Source organism: Rickettsia sp. (assembly GCF_965035265.1).
Genome location: NZ_CBCDJS010000018.1, coordinates 1 through 16,893 on the forward strand (window position 1 = coordinate 1; position 16,893 = coordinate 16,893).

Below are 16,893 nucleotides of genomic sequence, written 5' to 3' on the forward strand. Positions count from 1 at the left end.
TACGTCTTTTAAAGAATGAACCGCTAAGTCAATTTTTTTATCAAGCAAGGCTTGTTCTATTTCCTTTAAAAATAAAGCTTTACCGCCTATATCGTATAAAGGTTTATTTTGGATTAAATCGCCGCTAGTAATAATTGGCACTATTTCACAGTTAATATTAGGGAAGTATTGCCTGATTTGCTCTATTACTAAATTAGTTTGAATTAAAGCAAGCGGACTTTTTCTTGTACCTATTCTGATAGAATTTGTCATTTGCTTTCTATTATTTCAAAAGGGCTAGTAAAACTTAAAATATTCCTGCTTATAATTACTTCATGATTCATAATAACCGGATGGTTTACCTCTCCATGCCCTATTCCTACGGCTTTATAAGTTTCTATATTTGGGATATGCTTTAAACAAAAACTTTCTATAGCTTGTTCTACAACCTCATCCCCCTTGGTAAAATCACCGAAAATTATTGCTTCTATACCGTCAAATATGCCTGCACTTTTTAAATGAACTAAATTACGATGTACTGCATAGCCTTTTTCATTAACATCTTCAAGCAGTAGAATTTTCTTATTATACTGAGGTATTTTATTGTCATCCCCGTGAAAACGGGGATCCAGTATTATTTTTTCTGGATTCCCGCTTTCGCGGGGATGACATAAAGAAGTATAAGAATGAGATAAAGAAGCATAGGAATGAGAATGAATTCGTAAACTAGTACCGATCAATTTAGTTAAAACAGTTAAATTGCCGCCTGTTATTTTACCTGTTATATTTTCCTCACTAATTTTATTTATAGGTGTAAGTTGTATTTCACTCTTTTCTCCTTTAAGAACATTTATTATAGGCGTAATGGTCTGATTAGTAGGCGGTAGTAATGAGGTTAGTACTGAACCGTGAATAGTTGGGATATTATAATGGTTATTTAGTAATAAATGTAAAACGGTAATATCGCTATAGCCTATCAGAATTTTATCCCCTTTCTTGTTTAAGTTAAAACAATCTTCTACAAACTCACCACAACCATATCCGCCACGAAAAGCCCAAATTATTTTAACCTGTTCATTTTCCAGGGCTTCTTTAAACATTCTCAGCCTTTCCTCTTTAGGAGCAGCGAAAAAAGGTAATTCATCCCTTAAGAAAATCTTATCATCTACTAAAGTTTTAAAACCATGCAAAGCTAGCATTTTAATAGCTTCCTTTAATTTATCCCGGGCATCCGGGCAGCCTGACGCCGGGGCTATAATTGATACAAGATCTTGTTGTTTATTAAAAATAATTTTTTCATAACATATGTTATATTGTCAATTTGTAGACCTTGTTGCGTGAACCGATTTTTCCGTCATTGCGAGAAGAAACTGCAAGTTGCGACGAAGCAATCCAGTAAAAAAATTCTGATTTACAGAATTTTTTTTATTATTTTTCTAGATTGCCACGTGACCAAAGGTCGCTTGCAATGACGAGTTAGTAAATCATAAAGGCATCGTAAAAATAAAAGTAGTCTTCCCTTGCTTATCGTTTTCTGCCCAAATTTTTCCAGCGTGTAGTTCTATTACTTTCTTACATAATGCAAGCCCTACTCCTCTACCTCCTGCCGGTGTACGTGTTTTAGAGCTTACAACAAATACGCCGAATATACTTCGCAATTCTTCTTTTGGCACTCCTATTCCATCGTCTTTTATACTAAACAAGATATTATCTTCTTGGGTATGTAGAACAATTTTTATTATCCCCTCACTACAATAGTGAATAGCATTTATTATTAAATTATCGAATGTGTGTTTAATATAATGAGGATCACAGTTAAATATTATATTCTCTTCAATATCAGATACAAAATTTAAAGTTTTGCCGTTTAGATATAGCTTCTTACATATTTGAATTCTTTCGTGTAATAATTCACTTAAATTTATATTTTCTTTATTTAGTTTATAATTAAGACTGGATAATTTTGAAAAATCTAGAATATTATTTATCAAGCTATTTAATCTAATAGAGCTTTTAGCTATAATCTCTACGGCATTGCGACGTTGATCTTCATTAAATTTATCATAATTACCCCATAAGGTTTCACCAAGGCTAATAATACCGGTTAGCGGCGTATTGATTTCATGGTTTATATTACGCAAAAATTCGTGCTTTAAATCGAGTAATTTCTCTAACTCTTGCTCTCTATAATTAACTCTATTACCTAAATGGGTGTTTTTTAGATTAACTAATCTCTCTTGCTCCTGTCTTGGTTTTAAGAATACTATTAAAAGGCTACTAAATAAGGTTAAGAAATATACTACTTTAAACTGAAAACTGTTTATACTAACTAATAATTTCTCATCCATAAAATATTTATAAAACTCTATAATAGCAAAGACGCCCGTAACCGTCATAAGTAAAGTAGCTTGCCACCTGAATAGCGTTGCAATTATAAGTAAGTTAATTATAGAACTCATCAGTTGTAATTGATAGAAATTGCTTGATATAACAAGTAAACTACCAAAAAATATTAATATAACGAAAGTAGCAACAAACCAAGATAAAGATATAATATAATTCTTTTTAAATTTTAAAGACCACAAAGGATAAGTGATTAATATTGCAGCAGTTATAAGTGTGGTATGGTAAATAATATTATATATCTGCAAATGGTTCATTATTCTGCTACCAGGTGTGGTATATAAAGATGAGAACATCGATATTAAAATAAATATACCGATATAACTATAGGTAATTTCCTTACTAGGTAGGGTACTTTTCCAATATTTAAAGATGTTAAAATTCTTAAGATCACGAAGTAAGATTAAAAATTTTCTTTTTCTCTCTTGCTTGATTATTTTAACGGCTAGCGGTTCTTTTAAAGAACTAAACCCTCCGGGTTGCTTTAAAATATAATGGCTTCCAAGGAAAAAGAGTAAATTTAGGATAGTTGTGGGTAATATCGGATAAATACCTAGAACCGCTCTTAAAGAAAATATCTGCCACAATATAATAGTTAATATTGCAGCAATGCTGCCGATAAAAAAACTTCTAGCAGTTGATTTAAAACCGTATATTAACAAAATCAACGGCAAAGTGATTAGCGGCAAATAGATACTAGTTAATAATAGAAATAGATTTATTAAATCTTTCGTATAAAGCGATATAATAAAACCTATTAAACCTATAGTAATTGCCGTTACATAATTATAATTTAATGAAGCCTTTTTAATGATGTCATTAGTAAAAGTTACCGCTGCAACGTTAATATAAGAGTTAGTACTTGAGATTATCATTGCCATAATAACGCCGACGATTAACCCTTTAAATCCTATATAACTTTTAATAATCCGTAAAAACAATTCATTATTGTCAACTACTGGATCTTGAGACAGTAATAATATTGCAATCCAAATGAATAATATAGACAAACAAAGACAAATAATTGCTGAAATAAAAAATGTTCGTGATATTTGCTTTGTATCTTTTGCCATCAATATTCTTTGAAAGATTGAAGGACCAAGCGACGGAATCGCAAAATATATAAAAATATTTAAAGAAATCCAAAATTTAGGGCTAGTATAGTGAAATAATCCTTGTAAATCAGTCAGACGAGTTTGTACATTTGAGTCTATAGTTATATGTGGGTCGCTAAAAACATTCCATACGATAATTCCTATTACCGGAATAACGGCACTATAGGTAAAAAACTGTACGGCTTCGGTAAAAGTAACCGATTTTACACCGCCAAAAGCTGAATAGCTTATTATTACTGTAGCTATACATAAATCTATGTAAAAATTTGAAATATTAAAGAATAGCTGTAATATTAAACTTGCTATGTGGAATTGCATGGCAATCCTACCTATAGACATTAATATGCTAACTACCGACGTAAGAATACGAACTTTGTTACCGTACGCCTCCCCTATTATTTCCGCTGCCGATAAGCTACCCAAAAAATTCTCAAAACGAGGAGCTATAAAGTAACTGATTAATAACCAACTAACGACACTACCGAATATACTAGGTAATAAGTAAAATAATCCATCCGTATATATTCTTGAATTATCGATTAAAAAAGTACTAGTACCGACCCAAGTAGCAATAAGAGTTGCAACTATCGTACCTGTAGAAAAATTCCTTTTCCCTATCGCATATTCACGAATATTATGTATACCCTTGATATTTAAAAGTCCAACTAACAAATTAATCGCTAAAAAGCTAGTAAAAATGAGGAGGTCTATATTTGGCATAGGATTAAGTTATAGGGATTTTCTATGCAAATAATAATAAAGATAAAAAAAGAAACAAACAATATTTTTATGGAGTTAAAAAAGTATGTTATTCCTGCGAATGCATATGGGCGTCATAAGATTCTGTGTCATTCCCGCGAAAGCGGGAATCCAGTACTTCAAAATTTTTTTAAAGCTCAATTTATCTCGCTTTATGCTGGATTCCCGCTTTCGCGGGAATGACATAAACGAGCCATGCAACAATACTGCTTTTAGCTAGGAATAAATTGAGGCAAACTATCTCTTATTCATAAAGATTAAACTCTTCTACTGCTTGACCTAATGATGCTACAGAGTAATCATTATACCAAGTTGTGTACTCATCAAGTGTAGTATGACAAGCATCATAGTCAACTATTGCTGCTTTTCTCTCTTCTAATACATCTGTAGCAGTTTTATCACCCACCATCTTGATACTTGGATCAAACGGTGGCTTGTTATCCTTATTTAATAAAACTTCTAGAGCTTGAAGTTTTGGCTTATCGGCATTAACTTTTGAATTATTTAAAAATAGCCTATGAGTAGGTGTTGCTGCGTCTTGTCTACATTGAGAGTTTACATTAGCACCGTTTTTGATTAAAGTTTCTACTACCTGAGAAGCATTATAATCGCTATACCAATCAAGCGGAGTTCTACCTGTAGCATCGTAGATATTTACATCAGGTTTTGTTTGCATATTTTTTATACATTTTTCTAAGAAATCAGCTCCTAATTCACCGAGCCATGCTATAGCATTAGAATTCAATTGATCCATAATGTTAGGATTAAATCCTTGCTGTTTTACTATTTTTTCTATTATGGGTTCAGCTAAAGATTTTATCTCTTTAAAATTGTTGATTAACAATGTTTTTTCTTGACCGGATGCTTTTAAAATATTTTGTTTAATAGACCATATTATATTACCAAGCGTAGCAACCATATTATTACCGCCGGTAGAATTTTCAAGGTTACAATTTTCTAATGTTTTTTCTACTAACTCCTTTACATTTATTATTAAAGTTTTAAAACCTGCTTGAGCTAAATATTTATGACCATTATCGGACATTTTAGATATTGTATTTTGTATTTGTAAAGTACCGGTAGCTAATAAATTTAATATATTATTTGCTTCAAGCGAGGGATTGGCACCAAATTTAACTAGATTCTCAATTATTTTATAATATTTATCCATTTGAGTTTGAAATAAACTTATATTTTGATTGCTCGGATTATTAGCAATAAGCTGATATTTATTTAAATATGTATTGCAGAATATAAAACAGTATGATTATCTTGACCAAGCTCATTAATATATAAACCTAACGGCTTTAATTTTTCGATTTGGTCTTTACGGAAATCATCAGAGATATGTGGCTCCATAGCAACACGGAAAAAATTATGAATTTGAGCTTTTTCAGCTGAAACAAATTCATTCATTATTTGAGGATTATTATGAAATACATCCATCACCTTAGGGCTATTACTCCATACTCCCCATTCAAATATAGTATTACCATTACCATTACCATCTTTCTTATCCCAATTAGTTTCAGGGATAGAAATCATTCTTTCTAATAGCTGTACTACAGTATTTTCTAAAATACTTTTAACATTCTTATCCTGTTGTTGAGGTATTAAATTACAAAGAGTTTCAAAAATATTAAGGTTATTGTTAACATCATTAACATTAGTTCCGTTTAATATAATCGGTATTTGTTGTATGTTTTGTATATTTCCTGAATTTAACAATTGAAAAGGCGTATACATAAAAGCTCCAATATTTATTTTTCATAAAAATACCATAATACATGAAAACCTAATGAATGTCAAGCAAATTATTAAAAAATAAACTATTGTTTAATACCATGGAGCAAGAGATAAATTTATTTTAATTCCTTTAACAATAATATCAGCTTCTTTACAAGCGAGATATTTCTCTTCTCTAATTAAAGCGATTGCTTTATTGTGATAACTTGAGCATATTACGCCGATTTTATCGTTATCTGCGAGTATTTCTTCATCTTTAACTAATGAGGATAAATCTTCATCCGACGTAATTTTATATATCTTTCTTCTTATAACACCTTGATATTTAGCTCTTGAAATAACTTCCTGACCAACATAACAACCTTTATCATAACTAACGCCGTTTAATTCTTCGCAGCCGTATAAAACTGGAATAGATTTATCAAAAGTTAAATCTTCTACACCATCTATTATTGCAAAATTATATTTGTCTTCTAGGTATAATTTTTTATTAAAAGAATCTGGATTCCCGCTTTCGCGGGGAGATGTTGTGGCATGGGTCGATTCCGTTCCTGTCATCCCGCGACTTGATCGCGGGATCTGATCTTGTTTAATTGTTTTCTGGATACCGCAGTCAAGCCGCGGTATGACACCCAGTTCATTTATTGAACGAAAACCCAATAACTTATATCTCGGATCACGAACCGTAATTAACGTATCTATATCTAATTTTTGATGCGAATAAACAATTTTATATTCTTCACTACAATCTATTATTTGTATTTTGGAACGAAATTTATAGAAATTTAAATGATCTAGCAAAGCAATTTTATTACTTTTATCAATATCAAGGTAAATTTCCTCAAGATTATGGACATACACAAAAAAATCAAATAGATATTTTCCTTGATTATTAAGTAAATAGGTATAACAGTAGCTGCTCTTACAAATATCATTAGTAACAAGATTTTGTAAAAATTTTATCGAGTCCCCGCCTACTATTTTAATAACTGTTCTATTATTCAATATTTCGTACATAATTATAATGATTGACTTTATACGCTGCTAACTACTATACTCTAAATTTATATAAATTAAACTTAAAAATAAATCATGAGATGTTCATCTTACTGTACTTCTTCTGAATATAAGATGAGTGATCTAATTACTAATTTAAAAAAGATCGGTCTTGAACCTCAGCATTTTGACGATGTTTTATATATTCGGAAAGAAATAAATAAAGATTCTGATTTTATAGAGATATTTTTCTTTCCGTTTGGCTGCGTAACCATTTGGGGCGGCGATGAAATTCAAGAAAAAATAGTTTTAAGCGATACTGATTTAGTAACTGTGAACAAGCTTAAAGAGCCGGTGTCCGATTATATTTATTTTGAATATAATACGGAAGTCGAAAAAACCTTTATTGATGAAGAAAAAAATAAAATAATCTTAGCTGATAAATCGGTTTTTGTTAAACTCTCTATTTCTCATGCTCTTGCACAATCGGTTAAACTTAGTGTTCTTGAGCAATCCGTTAGTAATTTGATTGTTCAGACAACTCCTATACAGCAGGAACTAGCTAGAACCGGTAGTGTCTCACTTTCTAAAAAGGAGATATTACAACAAATAGGTATATTATTCACCGAACGTTATTCTATTAGCTTGCATAGCGATATATTTGATACTCCGGAATTCTTTTGGCGTCGTCCGAGCTATGAACCTCTATATCTCATGACGGCAGAATTTCAAGACATAGAAATACGGCAAAATATAATGAATCATCGTCTTAATATGATTCACGAGCTTTTAGACATTCTTTCAAACGATCTTAATTATAAGCATTCTACCAAACTTGAGTGGATCATTATTATTTTAATAGGTCTTGAAGTGGTTTTATCTTTATCTCATACTAATCTTTTCTTAAAAATTATCGGAGCTTTATAAAATCGCTTCTATGCAAATTATCGATAATCAAAAAACATTAGAAGAATTTTGTAACCGGTTAGCAAGTAAGACATGCTTAAGCATAGATACGGAATTTGAGCGTCGCTATACCTATTATGCTCAGCTTAGTATAATTCAAGTTAAAGCAGAAAGTTATTGCGGAATAATTGATGTGCTAAGTAACTTGGATCTAAATATTTTTAATAAGCTGCTTGCAGATAATAATATTATTAAAATATTCCATGCTCCTCGTGAAGATTTAGAGATTTTCTATAATTTGTTTAAAACACTACCTTCTAATGTTTTTGACATACAGACTGCCGCAAATATTTGCGGATTCGGTAAACAGCTAAGCTATGATGATCTTTGTTATAAGCTCTGTGGTATTACTATTGATAAAACTCATCAAAAATCTAACTGGCTAAAACGCCCTATCACTAGTGATATGTTAAATTATGCTATGTTAGACGTAGAATATTTATATAAGATATATAAAGAGCTAAATAGTATAATTATTAGAAATAATTTAACTAATAAATATCAAACTACTCTTAGCTCTTTGCTAGACATTAGAAATTATAAGGTTGAACCGAAAGATGCTTGGAGAAAAATAAAATATAGAAGTGATGATGAGAGCTTTAACCGTAAAATTCAAATACTTGCAGCTTATCGTGAAGAGAATACTCAAGCTTTAAATATTCCTAGAAAACATTTTATTTTAGACGAAGATTTAATGAAAATTTGTAAATATCTGCCATTAACAGATAAAGATTTTAAAAATCTAAATTTAAAAAGCAAATATTTACACAAACAAAAATATAAAGATGAAATAATAAGTTTGTGCAATAACTTATATGAAAAAAGCTACAAATTAAATAACTTGTAGCCTAGGTTCTGTGAAGATTTCTAATTGATCTTCTATTTTGAGATATTTTTTAGCGAAAATTAATAAGATTTTTGCTGGAATAGTTATTCATATTTCAAAAAAATCTTATAATTTGCAGCAAAAAAGAGCCAAAATTAAATCTTTTTAGAAATCTTCACAGAACCTAATATAAATAGAAAAAAATTAGCCCACTAACGTAACTTGTATTTCACTATCTTGTACTACTTTGACATATTCGTTGTATATATCATCAGGCAAGTTACTGAATGCTTGATCGATGATAAGTGTCCCTATCCCTACCAATGCTAACTGAAAGCAGATATTTCCAGTCTGAGTATCGCCGGATACTTGTCCTGTTTCTAGCCAATCTCCAACTGCTTGTGCAAAAAAACAAAAGGTACACCGCTCAATACGACAATTCTCTTTATTATATCAACCATATCTTACCAGCTTTTAACTCGTTTTGAAGCTTATTTTTGTCTGATTATCAGAATAATATTATGCAAATATTATATGTTTATTCAATAAAAAAGTTAAGAAAACCGCACAGCATAATTCAGAAAGTTTCAGACAAGATGAATTTAAAGGTGAGCCTGCGAAAGCCGTTAAAAATACGTGAGCACAGGCGAATCCTGCAAAATTCGCTTGTATCAAGCTTTCTGAATTATGCTGATACTGAAATCATAAAATTAAGCTTACGATCATGCGATTCAATCGGAAAATTATCTATTAATTGTTCTTTTAAACAAACTCCGACGGTTAATATATCTCGGTTATTATTTAAATATCGATCAAAATGTCCTTTGCCGTATCAAAGTCTATAACCGTCCTTACTAAACGCAAGTCCTGGAATAATAATCAATTCCGGTTTATAAAAATTATTATTTATAGGCTCATAGGTTTTAAAATCACCTAGCACCAGTTCATCATTGGATTTATATGAACAATATTTGATTTCATCTGCTACAGCGTCATTCAGAAAGCTTGATACAAGCAAATTTTTAGAGTTAAGCCTATGCTCGCGTACTTTTGTACGCTCCGCAAGCTTACTCTTAAATTCATCTTGTCTGAAGCTTTCTGAATTTAGCTGTATAACTTTTGGTAGGAAAAATTTTATTTCAGGATGTAAGTTTGTTATTTCAAGTAAATTAATTTCGTATTTTAGAGGATAATAGAGACCAACGGTTTGTATTTTTAACTGTTTTAATAACCGACTAATTTTATTTATTAAGGAGCTTCTTACTAAATCGGAATTAATCTTATCTTGGTTTTTAATTAAAAAATCTTTGAAATAAAGACGTAGTGCTTGTTTGGTCATATCATTGTCATACCGTGGCTTGACCCAGCTTGTTGCATGGCTCGTTTATGTCATTCCCGCGTAGGCGGGAATCCAGTACTTTAAAGCCTTTAAAAAGCTTTATTTGAATAAAATCTTGATCTAAAATATTTTTTAAAAGCTCCATTTATCTCGCTTTACGCTGGATTCCCGCCTACGCGGGAATGACATCGAGTGGGTTTTGCGAGCCATGCAACAACGCCGGCATGACCACGGCATGACAATTTGAATATTTACATATTAATAGTTCTTTTATCTACACTAAGAGCCGCTTCTTTTATAGCTTCGCTTAAAGTCGGGTGGGCGTGGCAGGTTCGAGCTATATCTTCAGCTGCTGCTCCGAATTCCATATAAGCGGTAAGCTCGGCAATTAATGTACCTGCATCAGTTCCTATAATATGTGCTCCTAAAACCCTATCGGTTTTACTATCCGCAAGAATCTTAACCATCCCTTCCGTACTACCGATAGCTCTTGCCCTACTATTTGCTAAAAATGGAAACTTACCTACTTTATAATTAATACCCTTTTCCTTTAGCTGTTCTTCCGTTTCACCTACGCTTGCTACTTCAGGATAAGTATATATCACGCTTGGGATTAAGTTATAGTTAACATGCCCTGCCTGCCCTGCCATAATTTCCACAGCAGCTACAGCCTCTTCTTCGGCTTTATGAGCAAGCATCGCCCCTTTTACAACGTCACCGACTGCATAAATATTAGAAACTGTTGTTTGGAAATGATCATTAATCTCAATTCTACCTTGCTTGTCCGTAGCAATACTGACAGACTCAAGCCCTAGGTTTTGGGTATAGGCTTTTCTGCCCACTGCCATTAAAACAACATCACTAGTTACTACTAAGCTTTTACCGCCCTCCTCTATTGTCAGATTTACTTTTCCTGACTTTACTTCTGCTGATAATACTTTGGTATTTAGTTTTAACTCTATCCCTTGCTTTTGCTGTAACTTCATAAATTGCGTAGCAATCTCTTTATCAAGCATAGGTACAATGCTTTCGGCATACTCAATAACCGTTACTTTAGCTCCTAAACGACGCCAAACTGAACCGAGTTCTAAACCTATATATCCCCCGCCCACTACTATTAAGTTTTCAGGTACTTTAGAAAGCTTCAAAGCACCGGTTGATGAAACAATAAACTCCTCATCTATTTTGATATTCGGTATTTCTATGACGCTAGAGCCTGTAGTAATTAAGATATTTTTAGCTTTAATTTGCTCATTATTTACTTCAACGATGTTGCTCGCGATAATTTTAGCTTCACCTTTTATTCTAGTAACCTTATTCTTAACAAATAAGCTTTCTATACCTTTTGTAAGATCAAGAACTACTTTATCTTTATTAGCGAGCATTTTTTGTAAGTCTAATTTTACATTTGTAGTAATACCTATACTCTCAAAATGCTTTAGAGCTTCTTCGTATTTTTCGGAGGAATTAAGTAAAGCTTTCGACGGTATACAACCGATATTTAAACAAGTACCGCCAAGAGTATCATTTTTCTCAATACACGCTACTTTCATACCTAGTTGAGCTGCTCTAATACTGCCTGTATAACCAGCCGGACCGCTACCTATTACCACTAAATCAAATTCTTGCATATTTGTTTGACCTTAATAAATTGTTGGATCGTCATTGCATCGTTCATATGTCATCCCCGCGAAAGCGGGGATCCAGAAAAATAACTTCAATATTACAGAAGCTACATATTTGATAAAATAAGCATATAAAAAACTTGTTTTTTTATATGCTTTACTGGATTCCCGCCTACGCGGGAATGACATAGAAGACATATGAATAGCTCGCAATGACGTAATACTGCTAAAAATACACCACTATCACCTCTATAACAACTTTAATCTTATACTATTCTTAACAGGCGTCGCAATAAAACTAATTAAAGTAATATTATCTTCAAAACTATTTGTATAGTTTTGTAGTAAAGACAACATCTTTTTAGAAATGGCGTAATTATGACTAGCATTCAGTGAATTTGATTCACCGATATTTTTTATTTCTCTCATTAAAGCTAAAGGATTATCAAATTTAAGGCTCATATTTTCATAATCAACAATTACTTCAGCAAATCCTGCTTGTGATAATAGTATTGGGACATGGTCAAAATGAATAAAAGGAGAGATATGTGGGGAGTGTTTAAAATTGCTTGCTATTTCAGCATCTATTAAGGATTTTCGTAAATTCTTTAAGCTATTTCCGCCGACAAAATTACCGATAAAAATACCGTCAGGCTTTAAAAATGTTCTTATATTAGATAGAAAACGCTGCACATCGTTTATCCAGTGTAATCCTAATGAATAAACAATTAAATCAAAAGAATTCGGAGGAAATTCTAAATCTTCATCATCAATTAATAATTTGTGATTATGCTCAAAAGAATCAAGCAATAAATGCGACATATCGGTTGCAGTAATATCGGCATTTCTGTAGGTAGTTTTTAGTAAATTTGCAAGATAACCGCACTTTGCAGATATTTCTAAAATAGAATCAAAGTTTTTATCAACCATCCTCAAACGATCTATTATATCATCAGCTGAATGTTTTATAAATAAGCTGTTACTTATCCCCTCTACTGCACTATTTCGGTGATTTTTTAGCTTTAATCTGTTGAATATATAATTCTCTCATTTGTTGTTTAGAATTTAAGTCCTTAATTAAGTCTTCTATTCCTATAGTTTTTCCATCTTTTACTGGCTGATAATTAAAAGAATCATCTTTTAGCCAGCTATTTTGAATAAGTTTTCTCTGTCTTGCGGTGTGAATATCATCCCCTTTAACTCTATGTAGCTCTTCAAAATTATCCTGAATACCGATAACTATAGGCTTCGTATTTTTATTAGGCGATAAAAGCTTTGAATCCCACTGCTTTTTATTTAGAATATAAAGTTCTTTATATTCTTTTAATTGTTCATCCTTAATAAAAATTGAAGGTTTTCCTATATCAGAATTTGTATCACTTAAATTTTCTTGAAAATCTACAAGATTACTATTTCTTTCTTTTTCTATATTATTAGATTCCCCTAGAGATTTATAACTACTTATACACAACAATACTAATATAAATTTCTTTAACATAAATAAACCTGTATATTATTATATAATATAAAATACAAATATTAATTTCTTCTTGGCGAAAAGACAAAAATACCATCCTCATATTTCTTTTTGTAATATATTTTATATTTCTCATTTCTTATATCATTAAACCATTGGTCTTGTTGTTTTTTAATATAATAATTTAGAGAGTTAGATTTGCTTTTGCTAGTTTGAAAATTATCTTCACAAAATTTAAAAAGACCTGATATTAAAGTTTCTACTCCATTAGTCTCAGATTTTTTCTCAAGAAATTGCATAGAAAAATTAGTAGGATTATTATGTTTTAAGTAAAATTGCTTATATTTCTCGTGAATTTTATTTTCTTTTTTTATTTGTTGTTTTGAAAAAGATAATTTTTCCTCTAAGAATTTATGAATTTCAGTACAATCACTCCAAGGTAATTTTATTGTTAGCTGCTCTTCCTGATATTCAAAATTATCTTGAATATTGTTAAAATCGGCATTTGCTTTTACCATACTTACTAATATTAAAAAACATGTCATTAATTTAATATTCATAAATTTAATTAATTTTAGCAGGAATCGGTATCATAATACTACTTCTGTATCTTTTATTACTACTAAAAAGTGACTTTTTTTGAACTTTGTTATTATTTACCGAAATTTTATCTTCTAAAACCCCTTCATTATTATTTAGATAACCATGTAAGGATGCTTTATAAAGTGCCATGTTATTTGCTATTTTAACTACATCTTGCTTATATTTAAACCCTAAAGAATGAGTGGCTGAATGGTAATGTGCTATCGCTTTGTGCCAGCTCCCTAGCTGATCATATTTTGAACGCAAGAATTTTGCACCGTAATGAACGTTATTATTTGGATCAAATGCTTGTTCAAGGGAATTAAAAGCCCCTAAATGGTGTCTTAAATTAATCTGCATACATCCGACATCAATACTCTCTCGCCCTTTTATAAGCTCTATTCTAACAAAACTTACGGCTTCTCTTTTGCTGTTAAAATAATAGCCCTTCCCTTCGACGTTTACAGTCCAAGGCCATACTACTCTAATTTTACGAGTTTTATGTTTTTTACCGGATTCTTTTAAAGCTATTGAATGTAGCGTATTAGAGGGAATATTAAATTTTTTTTCAAAATAAGGGAAAAGTTTAGAGCATTTAAAGGATTCAGTTATTTCAGGATCGGCAATAGCCGAATTTGAAAAGAAGAAAAAGGGAAATAGCAGGATTAGGATGGTCACTGTGTTATTCTTTGCCTCTATGTCATTCCCGCGAAAGCGGGAATCTAGAAAAACATAAAATAATCTACGTTTATAATATTTGTATTTTTTAAGAACTGGATTCCCGCTTTCGCGGGAATGACATAGGAAAATTTGGTACAATTTCCAAACCATAGCGACACGCTAAAATAACTTAAGTTATAAATAAGATAAATTAGCGTATCATAACTTATCTTATGAAGCAAGGGAAGTTATGATACGCTAAAATCGTTAATATCAGAATTATTTTCAACAACACCCAACATTTTTAATATTTGAGTTAGCTCTATTTCTATTGGCTCTAATGTAACTTGTTCATTAACTTCCGTAAAATATTTTGATATTGATTTATTTTGCTGTAAAAATACTTCTTCACCTGATTCTAGAGGTAAGACACTACTCCATCTTACGTCAATTTCTTTAAGCCATTTAACATCTTCATTATTTCTATAATAGTCGCTACAATCATTTAGTAGTACGTGAAATATTGCTGTTTTTAATGGATCGCTTTTAGTTGCCGGTAAATCTTGAGTTAGTAAATCTAATATTTCTTTAGCTTTTGTAGCAGCTTCGTTATTATTTTTCACTTCTTTTGAAACCTGCTCTAAGGACAATAAACCTCTCTTTAATTCTGCATTATCAATATTATCAGCTTCAACAAGCTTTTTAATTTCGATAAGTATACTCAAATAATCTGTCATTCCTAGTGGGTCTACAGTATCTTTTTAATTTTTCAATCAAAGACTCTTTCACAAATATATATCCTTATTTTAATTAAATTTAAATCTTAAAAACCATGAAATATGGGTTTTCAATTTTGGAAAACGAAATATATAGAATTAGTAAAATTTTGTCAATAAAATATAAGATTTGCGTATAGAAATTATTAATTCTTTTTAAGAAATAAAGGCGAGCTATCATAACTTCTCTCATGAAATAAGCGAAGTTATGATATTTAAGACGTAAAAACTTAATCTAAATCAAGGTCAACCTGTAAAGTATCGCCTAAAGAATCAACTACGTGGTTGTTTAAATTATTTTCGATAGTTTCAAAATTTTCACTTCTAGAAAAGTTTTCTTCATACCATTTTATATATGTTTCTGCTGTTGCTTTTAATGGATTTAATGGTTCTCCAGCAAACATAGAGCCTAATACTTGTAATGGATTACTTGTTCCTTTTACTATTACTTTACAATATTCATATTTTAGAGCTTTACTTTCATTATATGCTATAGGTGATATATCTTCTATTAATTGTGCTAAATTTTGGAATTCATCCGACTCTACAAATAAAGACTGATTAAACCCATTCAAAGAAGCATAATGACTACCTAATGATTTCGTAAGATTTTCTGCTATTATGAGAAGTGCTTGTTTAATAGCATCCGGTTTATTTAAAGCTTGATCTATTGTCTCTGCATCTCCGGTTTCTAGGACTCTATTTATATATTCTTCGCTTATTACTATTTTATAATTTTGTATTAACTTATTAATTTCATTAATACTTTCCTTAACATTGAGCTCTACTCTATTAGAGTTAGCCGTATTCGAACTAGTAGAAGGTTGTTCACCTGATACTGCATTATTTAATATTGAGCCGGAATTATTTAGCCATGTTTGAAAGTTCTCTGGTGTTGAGGTAGCTTTATCAGCAAGGGCAGTTGCTTGATTAAATAAAGTATTCCAATGATCAGAATTAGGATTATTTAAATCCAACTCTTTCGGCATTCCTGGCGGCGGAGTGAAATCGTTATAAGAAATATTTGATTCTTCATCAGAAGATTCATTTTCAAATAAGTCTTCTGTAGGCTCTATAGTAGCCCAACATATTGTTAATGTTTCAAGCTCATCATTAACAAATTCCTGATGTTTTGCAGCTGCATGTTTTACATTTTCATTATTTTTATAATTACTCGGAATAGCGTATAAACCGTATTCTCCTTTATTTGCTTCTTCTAATATGAGATTAAATATTTCTGATTTAATTTTATGGCTTTTTGTCGCCTGTAAATTTTTTTCTAGAAGTTTCAGTATCTGATCTCCTTGTGCTGCACCTTTATTATTTTCCCAGCCTCTTGTTAAACTACAATAATCTATTCCTTTGTTTTGAGCTTCTTCCAGTACTGCTTTTATAGTTTTCCATTGGTGATTTGCATTTTCACCTTGCCGCTCGTCATTAATGGCATTCTCGACCCATTTAGCAAGCTGAGCATATGGTGCTAGGTCTCCTACTGCATTAAATATGGATACATGTTTACCTGGATAATCTACTTTTGTAATTATTTTAGATAGATCAAATTTTTGAACTAATTTCGGTAATTCAACAAGAAATTCATCATAATATGGTTTGTCTAAACTCCATTTACTTCCATTTTGTTTAATT

Annotated in this window: 15 protein-coding genes and 3 pseudogenes; 3 read left to right on the top strand and 15 right to left on the bottom strand. The window is 31.1% G+C overall.

Going from position 1 to position 16,893, the window contains the following annotated elements; genetic code table 11:
* The 6 genes and pseudogenes from AC1Z7D_RS02175 to ygfZ all read right to left on the bottom strand — a co-directional run.
* Positions 1-252 (bottom strand): annotated as a pseudogene (locus tag AC1Z7D_RS02175) (hydroxymethylbilane synthase); the annotation flags it as partial.
* Positions 249-1,286 (bottom strand): LD-carboxypeptidase, encoded by a 1,038-nt coding sequence (locus AC1Z7D_RS02180; RefSeq protein WP_482601553.1) that lies wholly within the window; start codon positions 1,284-1,286, stop codon positions 249-251. The gene AC1Z7D_RS02180 and the pseudogene AC1Z7D_RS02175, both read right to left, overlap by 4 nt.
* A 177-nt stretch (positions 1,287-1,463) precedes the next feature.
* Positions 1,464-4,217 carry a sodium:solute symporter family transporter gene (locus tag AC1Z7D_RS02185; RefSeq protein WP_482601534.1) on the bottom strand — a complete coding sequence of 918 codons (2,754 nt, stop codon included), beginning with the start codon at positions 4,215-4,217 and terminating at the stop codon, positions 1,464-1,466.
* Positions 4,218-4,500: 283 nt separating this feature from the next.
* Complete coding sequence (locus AC1Z7D_RS02190) at positions 4,501-5,427, bottom strand: hypothetical protein (RefSeq protein ID WP_482601535.1); 927 nt, start codon at positions 5,425-5,427, stop codon at positions 4,501-4,503.
* A 62-nt stretch (positions 5,428-5,489) separates the two neighbouring features.
* Positions 5,490-5,801: a hypothetical protein gene (locus AC1Z7D_RS02195; RefSeq protein ID WP_482601555.1), complete on the bottom strand. Its 312-nt coding sequence runs from the start codon at positions 5,799-5,801 to the stop codon at positions 5,490-5,492.
* Between the two features lie 291 nt (positions 5,802-6,092).
* Entirely contained in the window at positions 6,093-7,019 is a 927-nt protein-coding gene (gene ygfZ / locus AC1Z7D_RS02200; protein WP_482601536.1) for a CAF17-like 4Fe-4S cluster assembly/insertion protein YgfZ, read from the bottom strand.
* A 114-nt stretch (positions 7,020-7,133) separates the two neighbouring features.
* Between ygfZ and AC1Z7D_RS02205 the strand changes: the two genes are divergently transcribed.
* Positions 7,134-7,925: an RMD1 family protein gene (locus AC1Z7D_RS02205; protein WP_341786653.1), complete on the top strand. Its 792-nt coding sequence runs from the start codon at positions 7,134-7,136 to the stop codon at positions 7,923-7,925.
* A gap of 10 nt (positions 7,926-7,935) precedes the next feature.
* A complete protein-coding gene (locus AC1Z7D_RS02210; protein WP_482601539.1) occupies positions 7,936-8,811 on the top strand; it encodes a ribonuclease D in 876 nt (291 codons plus the stop codon).
* A 183-nt stretch (positions 8,812-8,994) separates the two neighbouring features.
* Here AC1Z7D_RS02210 and AC1Z7D_RS02215 read toward each other — a convergent pair whose 3' ends face one another.
* Positions 8,995-9,222, bottom strand: a complete 228-nt coding sequence (locus AC1Z7D_RS02215) for a hypothetical protein (RefSeq protein WP_482601557.1) — start codon at positions 9,220-9,222, stop codon at positions 8,995-8,997.
* Positions 9,223-9,358: 136 nt separating this feature from the next.
* Here AC1Z7D_RS02215 and AC1Z7D_RS02220 point away from each other — a divergent pair.
* Positions 9,359-9,482 (top strand): annotated as a pseudogene (locus AC1Z7D_RS02220) (palindromic element RPE3 domain-containing protein); the annotation flags it as partial.
* Here AC1Z7D_RS02220 and AC1Z7D_RS02225 read toward each other — a convergent pair.
* The 8 genes and pseudogenes from AC1Z7D_RS02225 to AC1Z7D_RS02260 all read right to left on the bottom strand — a co-directional run.
* Positions 9,476-10,129 (bottom strand): annotated as a pseudogene (locus AC1Z7D_RS02225) (5-formyltetrahydrofolate cyclo-ligase). The pseudogenes AC1Z7D_RS02220 and AC1Z7D_RS02225 overlap by 7 nt on opposite strands.
* Before the next feature lie 251 nt (positions 10,130-10,380).
* Positions 10,381-11,760, bottom strand: a complete 1,380-nt coding sequence (lpdA, locus tag AC1Z7D_RS02230) for a dihydrolipoyl dehydrogenase (RefSeq protein ID WP_482601541.1) — start codon at positions 11,758-11,760, stop codon at positions 10,381-10,383.
* A 243-nt stretch (positions 11,761-12,003) separates the two neighbouring features.
* Positions 12,004-12,723, bottom strand: a complete 720-nt coding sequence (locus AC1Z7D_RS02235; RefSeq protein ID WP_482601559.1) for a methyltransferase domain-containing protein — start codon at positions 12,721-12,723, stop codon at positions 12,004-12,006.
* Positions 12,724-12,754: 31 nt separating this feature from the next.
* Positions 12,755-13,252 (bottom strand): hypothetical protein, encoded by a 498-nt coding sequence (locus AC1Z7D_RS02240; RefSeq protein WP_482601543.1) that lies wholly within the window; start codon positions 13,250-13,252, stop codon positions 12,755-12,757.
* Positions 13,253-13,293: 41 nt separating this feature from the next.
* On the bottom strand, positions 13,294-13,791 hold the full coding sequence (locus AC1Z7D_RS02245) for a DUF2532 domain-containing protein (protein WP_482601545.1): 498 nt from the start codon (positions 13,789-13,791) through the stop codon (positions 13,294-13,296).
* A gap of 4 nt (positions 13,792-13,795) precedes the next feature.
* Positions 13,796-14,644, bottom strand: a complete 849-nt coding sequence (locus tag AC1Z7D_RS02250; protein ID WP_482601547.1) for a lytic transglycosylase domain-containing protein — start codon at positions 14,642-14,644, stop codon at positions 13,796-13,798.
* Positions 14,645-14,721: 77 nt separating this feature from the next.
* A complete protein-coding gene (locus tag AC1Z7D_RS02255; protein WP_482601549.1) occupies positions 14,722-15,198 on the bottom strand; it encodes a hypothetical protein in 477 nt (158 codons plus the stop codon).
* Positions 15,199-15,479: 281 nt separating this feature from the next.
* On the bottom strand, positions 15,480-16,893 hold a 1,414-nt coding region (locus AC1Z7D_RS02260; RefSeq protein ID WP_482601551.1), incomplete at its 5' end, for a hypothetical protein.